7 protein-coding genes and 1 pseudogene are annotated in these 8,195 nt (G+C 49.3%); all 8 read right to left on the minus strand.

Annotated elements, in window-relative coordinates:
* Positions 1-54: 54 nt before the first annotated feature.
* A complete protein-coding gene (rpoB, locus tag JK198_RS15385) occupies positions 55-4,083 on the minus strand; it encodes a DNA-directed RNA polymerase subunit beta (RefSeq protein ID WP_212709407.1) in 4,029 nt (1,342 codons plus the stop codon).
* Between the two features lie 329 nt (positions 4,084-4,412).
* Entirely contained in the window at positions 4,413-4,778 is a 366-nt protein-coding gene (gene rplL / locus JK198_RS15390) for a 50S ribosomal protein L7/L12 (RefSeq protein ID WP_212709406.1), read from the minus strand.
* A 60-nt stretch (positions 4,779-4,838) separates the two neighbouring features.
* Positions 4,839-5,336, minus strand: a complete 498-nt coding sequence (rplJ, locus tag JK198_RS15395; protein ID WP_212709405.1) for a 50S ribosomal protein L10 — start codon at positions 5,334-5,336, stop codon at positions 4,839-4,841.
* Positions 5,337-5,681: 345 nt separating this feature from the next.
* Positions 5,682-6,386 (minus strand): 50S ribosomal protein L1, encoded by a 705-nt coding sequence (rplA, locus tag JK198_RS15400; protein WP_212709404.1) that lies wholly within the window; start codon positions 6,384-6,386, stop codon positions 5,682-5,684.
* A 3-nt stretch (positions 6,387-6,389) separates the two neighbouring features.
* A complete protein-coding gene (rplK, locus tag JK198_RS15405; RefSeq protein WP_212709403.1) occupies positions 6,390-6,818 on the minus strand; it encodes a 50S ribosomal protein L11 in 429 nt (142 codons plus the stop codon).
* Between the two features lie 143 nt (positions 6,819-6,961).
* Positions 6,962-7,507 carry a transcription termination/antitermination protein NusG gene (nusG, locus tag JK198_RS15410; protein WP_212709402.1) on the minus strand — a complete coding sequence of 182 codons (546 nt, stop codon included), beginning with the start codon at positions 7,505-7,507 and terminating at the stop codon, positions 6,962-6,964.
* A gap of 1 nt (position 7,508) precedes the next feature.
* Entirely contained in the window at positions 7,509-7,892 is a 384-nt protein-coding gene (secE, locus tag JK198_RS15415; RefSeq protein ID WP_212710955.1) for a preprotein translocase subunit SecE, read from the minus strand.
* A gap of 227 nt (positions 7,893-8,119) precedes the next feature.
* Positions 8,120-8,195 (minus strand): annotated as a pseudogene (locus JK198_RS15420) (elongation factor Tu); the annotation flags it as partial.

Consider the following 8,195-nt stretch of genomic DNA (forward strand, 5'->3'; position numbering starts at 1 on the left):
TCAGGGAGTCCGGCACATTACCGGGCTCCCTGTAACCAGTACAAATGCGAGTGCTTACTCGTCTTCCAGCTCGATGTTAATACCCAGCGAGCGGATCTCTTTCAACAGTACGTTGAAGGATTCCGGCATGCCTGGTTCCATCTGATGGTTACCGTCAACAATGTTTTTATACATCTTGGTACGGCCATTAACGTCATCAGACTTCACAGTCAGCATTTCCTGCAGGGTATAAGCAGCACCGTATGCTTCCAGTGCCCACACTTCCATCTCACCGAATCGCTGACCACCGAACTGAGCTTTACCACCCAGCGGCTGCTGAGTTACAAGGCTGTAAGAACCGGTAGAACGCGCATGCATTTTGTCATCGACCAGGTGGTTCAGTTTCAGCATATACATGTAACCTACGGTTACCTGACGCTCAAACTGCTCACCGGTACGACCATCAAACAGAGTGATCTGACCGGAGGTAGGAATACCCCCCAGAGTCAGCAACTCTTTAATTTCACTTTCTTTAGCACCGTCGAAGACCGGGGTCGCAATTGGCATCCCTTTCTTCAGGTTCTCTGCCAGACGCATAACTTCGTCGTCAGAGAAAGTGTTCAGGTCAACGGTCTGACGGGTATCAGAACCCAGGTCATAAGCACGCTGAATAAACTCACGCAGTCTGGCGACATCCTGCTGTTGTTTCAGCATGGCATTGATCTTGTCACCAATACCTTTTGCTGCCATTCCGAGGTGAGTTTCCAGGATCTGACCGATGTTCATACGCGATGGTACGCCCAGCGGGTTCAGTACGATGTCAACCGGCGTTCCGTTTTCATCGTAAGGCATATCTTCGATCGGGTTGATCTTAGAGATAACACCTTTGTTACCATGACGACCCGCCATTTTATCACCAGGCTGGATCTGACGTTTTACCGCCAGGTAAACCTTAACGATTTTCAGCACACCTGGTGCCAGATCATCGCCCTGGGTGATTTTACGGCGTTTAGCTTCAAGTTTTTTCTCAAACTCGCGCTTCAGCTCATCGTATTGCTCTGCCAGCTGTTCCAACTGATTTTGTTTTTCTTCATCAGTCAGTCCCAGCTCCAGCCAGCGTTCACGTGGTAACTTGTCCAGCTTATCAGCTTCAACACCACCGCTGGTCAGTACCGTATAAATACGGGTAAACAGACCGGCTTCGAGGATCTGCAGTTCTTCAGTCAGGTCTTTTTTCGCCTGCTTCAGCTGCATTTCTTCGATTTCGAGTGCACGTTTGTCTTTTTCAACACCGTCACGGGTAAAGACCTGAACATCAATAACGGTACCGGAAACACCATTTGGTACACGCAGAGAAGAATCTTTAACATCAGATGCCTTCTCACCGAAGATCGCGCGCAGCAGTTTCTCTTCCGGAGTCAGCTGTGTTTCGCCTTTTGGCGTCACTTTACCGACCAGAATATCACCACCGGTAACTTCGGCGCCGATGTAAACAATACCGGATTCATCCAGTTTAGACAGTGCAGCTTCACCGACATTCGGGATATCTGCGGTAATCTCTTCCGGCCCCAGCTTGGTGTCACGTGACACACAGGCCTGTTCCTGAATATGGATAGTGGTGAAACGGTCTTCCTGAACCACACGCTCTGAAACGAGGATGGAGTCTTCGAAGTTATAACCATTCCATGGCATAAATGCCACGCGCATGTTCTGACCCAGAGCCAGTTCGCCCAGATCAGTAGACGGACCGTCAGCCAGTACATCACCACGTTCGATCGGTTCACCCAGGTTGACACACGGCATCTGGTTGATACAGGTGTTCTGGTTAGAACGGGTGTATTTGGTCAGGTTATAAATATCAATGCCTGCTTCGCCGGCATACATCTCGTCTTCGTTAACTTTGATAACGATACGTGATGCATCAACGTACTGGACTGTACCACCACGTTTCGCAACCGCAGTAACACCGGAGTCTACCGCTACCGCACGTTCCATACCGGTACCAACCAGCGGCTTATCAGCACGCAGAGTAGGAACCGCCTGACGTTGCATGTTTGCACCCATCAGTGCACGGTTAGCATCATCGTGTTCCAGGAATGGAATCAGAGACGCACCGACAGAAACAACCTGCTGGGTAGAAACGTCCATATAGTCAACCTGATCACGGCTGAACAGGCTGGACTCACCTTTGTTACGACAAGTGACCAGGTCATCAACAAACTGACCGTCATCATCGAGGTTGGTGTTCGCCTGCGCGATAACGAAGTTACCTTCTTCAATCGCGGACAGGTAATGAATTTCGTCAGTCACCTGGCTGTCAATAACACGGCGATACGGGGTTTCCAGGAAACCGTACTCATTGGTCTGTGCATAAACAGATAAAGAGTTGATCAGACCGATGTTCGGACCTTCCGGCGTTTCGATAGGACATACACGACCGTAGTGCGTCGGGTGTACGTCTCGCACTTCAAAGCCTGCACGTTCACGAGTCAGACCACCCGGGCCGAGTGCAGAAATACGACGTTTGTGCGTAATTTCAGACAGCGGGTTGTTCTGGTCCATAAACTGAGACAGCTGGCTGGAACCGAAGAACTCTTTAACGGCAGCAGAAATCGGTTTCGCGTTGATCATGTCCTGAGGCATCAGGGTATCCAGATCACCTAATGACAGACGCTCTTTAACCGCACGCTCAACACGTACCAGACCGACACGGAACTGGTTTTCAGCCATTTCGCCGACTGAACGAATACGACGGTTGCCAAGGTGGTCAATATCATCCACTTCGCCAATACCGTTACGGATATCGATCAGCTTCTTCATTACCTGGATGATGTCATCGTGGCTCAGGATACCAGCGCCTTCGATTTCATCACGTAACAGGGAACGGTTGAACTTCATACGACCAACCGCAGACAGATCATAACGATCTTCTGAGAAGAACAGGTTCTCAAACAGGTTCTCTGCCGCTTCACGCGTTGGTGGCTCACCAGGACGCATCATACGGTAGATTTCAACTAAGGCGCTCAGGCGGTCATTAGTCGGGTCAACACGCAGTGTTTCAGAGATATAAGGACCGTGGTCCAGATCATTGGTGAACAGCGTTTCAATACGCTTATGACCAGCCTGGCTCAGCTTAGCCAGCAGGTCCATGGATAATTCCATGTTCGCCGCAATAATCAGCTCACCGGTGCTCTCGTCGATGTAATCACGCGCCACAACTTTACCGGCAATATATTCAACCGGAACTTCGATGTGCTGGACATTATCTTTTTCCAGCTGGCGGATATGACGGGCAGTAATACGGCGGCCTTTTTCGACATAGACAGTACCATTTGACTCAATGTCAAAAGAGGCTGTCTCGCCACGCAGACGCTCAGGGACCAGTGCCATCTGCAGCTTATTATCGCGGATTTCATAAACGACTTTATCAAAGAACAGATCGATGATTTGCTCAGTGGTGTAGTTTAATGCACGCAGGATAATAGTGGCCGGCAGTTTACGACGACGGTCAATACGGACAAACAGGTTGTCCTTCGGGTCGAACTCAAAATCAAGCCATGAACCACGGTAAGGAATAATACGCGCGTTATACAGGACTTTACCGGAAGAGTGTGTTTTACCCTTGTCGCTGTCAAAGAACACGCCCGGGCTACGGTGCAGCTGAGAAACGATAACACGCTCTGTACCGTTGATAACAAAGGTACCGTTATCGGTCATGAGCGGAATTTCGCCCATGTAGACTTCTTGTTCTTTAATGTCTTTTACGGTCCCTTCCGGCGCTTCGCGCTCGTAGATGACCAGACGTAATTTTACGCGCAGTGGTGCAGAGAACGTCACCCCACGGATCTGACATTCTTTTACATCAAATACAGGCTCACCCAGACGGTAGCTGACGTATTGCAGCTCAGAGTTACCGCTGTAGCTCTGGATTGGGAAAACGGAACGGAATGCTGCTTCCAGTCCATATTGGCCTTCCGGGTCTTGCTCGATAAACTTCTGGAACGAGTCAAGCTGGATAGATAGGAGATAAGGTATGTCCAGTACTTGCGGACGTTTACCAAAATCCTTACGAATACGTTTTTTCTCGGTATAGGAGTAAACCATTAGGGTTCCTCAGCTCGCTGACAAGTCGAACCACGCTGTCCGTCCTGAAGGACAGTTCATGCAACATTATTATGCTTTGACCATGAGATGTGCCCACGGTGCAATACGTCTTTCTATCACTCTTAAATCATTTCATCGCTCTGGTAAGGCAGGGAACCCCACGGGAAAGCAGTATATTAAGGCGTCGATAGAAAAAGATATTGTAGAAGCCCTGTGGACAAACAATGCGAAACCCCACAGAGTCTCTTTTAGCGCAAAAAGGCTGGTGACTATTATAGTCACCAGCCATCAGTCTGCAACTTTCTCAGACTGCAACCCGGAGGGTTGTCTTATTTGATTTCAACTTCAGCGCCAGCTTCTTTCAGAGCAGCTTCAAGTGCAGCTGCGTCGTCTTTGCTGATTGCTTCTTTGATTGCTGCCGGTGCAGATTCAACCAGGTCTTTAGCTTCTTTCAGGCCCAGACCAGTTGCGCCACGAACGGCTTTGATTACTGCGACTTTGTTAGCGCCAACAGCTTTCAGTACTACGTCGAACTCAGTTTTTTCTTCAGCAGCTTCAGCCGGGCCAGCAGCAACAGCTACAGCAGCAGCAGCAGAAACACCGAATTTTTCTTCCATTGCAGAAACCAGTTCAACTACTTCCATTACGGACATAGCTGCAACAGCTTCCAGGATTTGGTCTTTAGTGATAGACATAACAATTGTTCCTAAAAATCAGAATAAGTTTATACGTAAGCAGCGAGATTAAAAGTGCAATTAAGCAGCTTCTTTTGCATCGCGTACAGCGGCCAGAGTACGAACCAGTTTGCCGGCAGCGGCTTCTTTCATGGTCGACATCAGACGTGCCAGTGCTTCTTCGTAAGTCGGCAGCGTTGCCAGACGGTCAATTTGAGCGGCTGGGATCAGCTCACCTTCAAAGGCTGCAGCTTTAACCTCGAATTTTGCATTCGCTTTCGCGAAATCTTTGAACAGACGAGCAGCAGCGCCCGGGTGTTCCATAGAGTATGCAATCAAGGTCGGACCAACAAACGTGTCTTTCAGGCACTCAAACTGAGAACCTTCAACAACGCGGCGCAGCAGGGTGTTACGAACAACACGCATGTATACGCCAGCTTCACGACCTGCTTTACGCAGTTCAGTCATTTTATCTACGGTAACGCCACGGGAATCCGCAACAACCGCAGACAGCGCGCCTTTGGCTACTTCGCTGACTTCAGCAACAATCGCTTGTTTGTCTTGAAGATTTAATGCCATTAGCTTGTGCTCCTGGATTATTTTAGTCCGGAAAGTTACCTTTCCGGAACTCACTTCACCTGCCGGTTAATACTGACAGGCGCTAAACACGGTGAGCAGAATCCAGAAAAGAATATTTTCTTCGGGCTCTCTCACCGTCTACGCAGGGAATTAAGTGCTCCCCCCGGCCAGCAGAAAAATCTTCTGTCCGGAATGACCACACCTGCGGTCTTGGACGGAGGCCTGGATAAGGCCAGGCTCCAACCGAAAATTCTTACCCGGGGAATAAACTTCCCCGCGGTGTCTTCCCAAAGGAAGAATGGGCGAAAATTCTAGGTGAAAATTTCGCCCGCGTCAAGCAAGTACTTAAGCAGTCGCAGTGCTCAGACCAGCCTGATCGATAGCAACACCTGCACCCATGGTAGTGGACAGGCTGACTTTCTTGATGTACACGCCTTTGGCTGACGTTGGTTTTGCTTTTTTCAGCGCAACCAGCAGAGCTTCCAGGTTTTCTTTCAGTTTGTCAGCATCAAAGTCAACTTTACCGATGGTGGTATGGATGATGCCATTTTTGTCGTTACGGTAACGAACCTGACCCGCTTTAGCATTTTTCACTGCTTCAGCAACGTTAGGAGTTACAGTACCCACTTTCGGGTTTGGCATCAGGCCACGCGGACCCAGAACCTGGCCTAACTGACCAACTACGCGCATTGCATCCGGAGAAGCAATAACAACGTCAAAGTTCATTTCGCCTTTTTTGATCTGATCAGCCAGATCTTCCATACCTACCAGTTCAGCACCAGCGGCTTTGGCAGCTTCAGCGTTTGCACCCTGAGCGAAGACAGCAACGCGAACGCTACGGCCGGTACCATGTGGAAGAACAGTCGCGCCACGCACGTTCTGGTCTGATTTACGAGCATCAATGCCGAGGTTTACAGAAACATCAACACTTTCAACAAATTTAGCGGTTGCCAGCTCTTTCAGCAGTGCGACAGCTTCGTTGATCTCGTACTGCTTGGTGACGTCAACTTTGTCACGGATTACGCGCATGCGCTTGGTAAGCTTAGTCATTTATTAATCCTCTACTACCAGGCCCATGGAGATCGCAGTACCTTCGATAGAACGAGTCATCGCATCTAAGTCTGCACCAGTCATGTCCGCTGCTTTAGTTGTTGCAATTTCCTGCAGCTGAGCACGTGTTACTTTACCTACTTTGTCTTTGTTCGGTTTACCTGAACCAGACTTGATACCCGCCGCTTTCTTCAGCAGAACTGCTGCCGGAGGCGTTTTGGTAACGAAGGTGAAAGAACGGTCGCTGTATACGGTAATAACAACCGGCGTTGGCAGACCTTTTTCCAGGCTTTCTGTTTTTGCGTTAAACGCTTTACAGAATTCCATGATGTTAACACCCTGCTGACCCAGCGCCGGACCAACCGGTGGGCTTGGGTTAGCCATGCCGGCTGCAACCTGCAGCTTGACATAAGCTTGTACTTTCTTAGCCATGATATTTCCTCTATTGGGTATAACGCCTTAGTTAAGGCTTCCCGTGATAATTATTTTACACGCACCAGGCATGTAAAAACAAAAGGCGCGAAATTATAGGTCAATTTCGCGCCTTTTGCAATACGCCCAACCACAAACTGTGATTAGCCTTTTTCTACCTGACCGAAATCAAGCTCAACCGGGGTTGCACGGCCAAAGATAGAAACAGAGACTTTCAGGCGGCTTTTTTCATAATCCACTTCTTCAACCACACCGTTAAAGTCAGCAAACGGACCATCGCTGACGCGTACCATTTCACCCGGCTCAAACATGGTTTTAGGACGTGGCTTATCGCCTGCCTGTTGCAGACGATTCATAATCGCGTCGACTTCTTTGTCGCTGATAGGTGCAGGACGGTCAGATGTACCGCCAATGAAGCCCATAACACGAGGTACACTGCGTACCAGGTGCCAGCTTGCATCTTCCATGACCATTTGTACCAGCACATAACCCGGGAAGAATTTGCGCTCGCTTTTGCGACGCTGTCCGCCACGGATTTCAACGATCTCTTCGGTCGGCACCATAACGTCGCCGAACAGGTCTTCCATATTGTGCAGTTTAATATGCTCACGCAGTGAAACTGCTACGCGGCCTTCGAAACCGGAAAACGCCTGCACGACGTACCAGCGTTTTTTTGGAGCTTCAGACATCTCAGAACCTCAGTCCAGTGATAAACGATACCAGACGGACCAGAATACCATCCAGCCCCCACAAAATCAGTGACATTACGGCGGTAACCGCAGCAACGATTAACGTGGTCTGCAACGTTTCCTGACGAGTCGGCCAAATGACCTTGCGCACTTCAGTTCTGGCTTCACGGGCAAATGCAACCGCCGCCTTACCTTTCGTTGTCAACAGAGCTATCGCTCCGGCGACCGCAATAATGATAACCACGGCAAGAGCACGTAAAGGTAAGTTCACGTTGCGATAATAATAATTGCCGACAATAGCCGCAATTATCAGGACAGCAACGGCCAGCCACTTCACTGCTTCCGGGCCGCGCCCGCTCCTCTGAGCTTCGGTATTTGCACTCATAAACCAACCTGCCAGAATAATCCAGAAACCATTAAACCCCGCATGGCGAGGTATCCAAACCAGAAATACTTTGCAGCACCCCTGGTATCTTACGCCAAACCAGAGCCTGTCTCAGCAATGATTTACACAAAAAAAATCACTGATGAGTCAGGTTCTATGTTTCGGCGTGCAAAAAGGGCATCAAATGATGCCCTTTCCATGTACATGCCGTCAAATATTATCGGTTATTAAGCGATAACTTTAGCAACAACACCAGCACCTACAGTACGACCACCTTCACGGATTGCGAAACGCAGACCGTCA

The sequence above is a fragment of the Tatumella sp. JGM91 genome (genome assembly GCF_018257575.1).
In the GTDB taxonomy this organism is placed as follows: Bacteria; Pseudomonadota; Gammaproteobacteria; order Enterobacterales; family Enterobacteriaceae; genus Tatumella; species Tatumella punctata.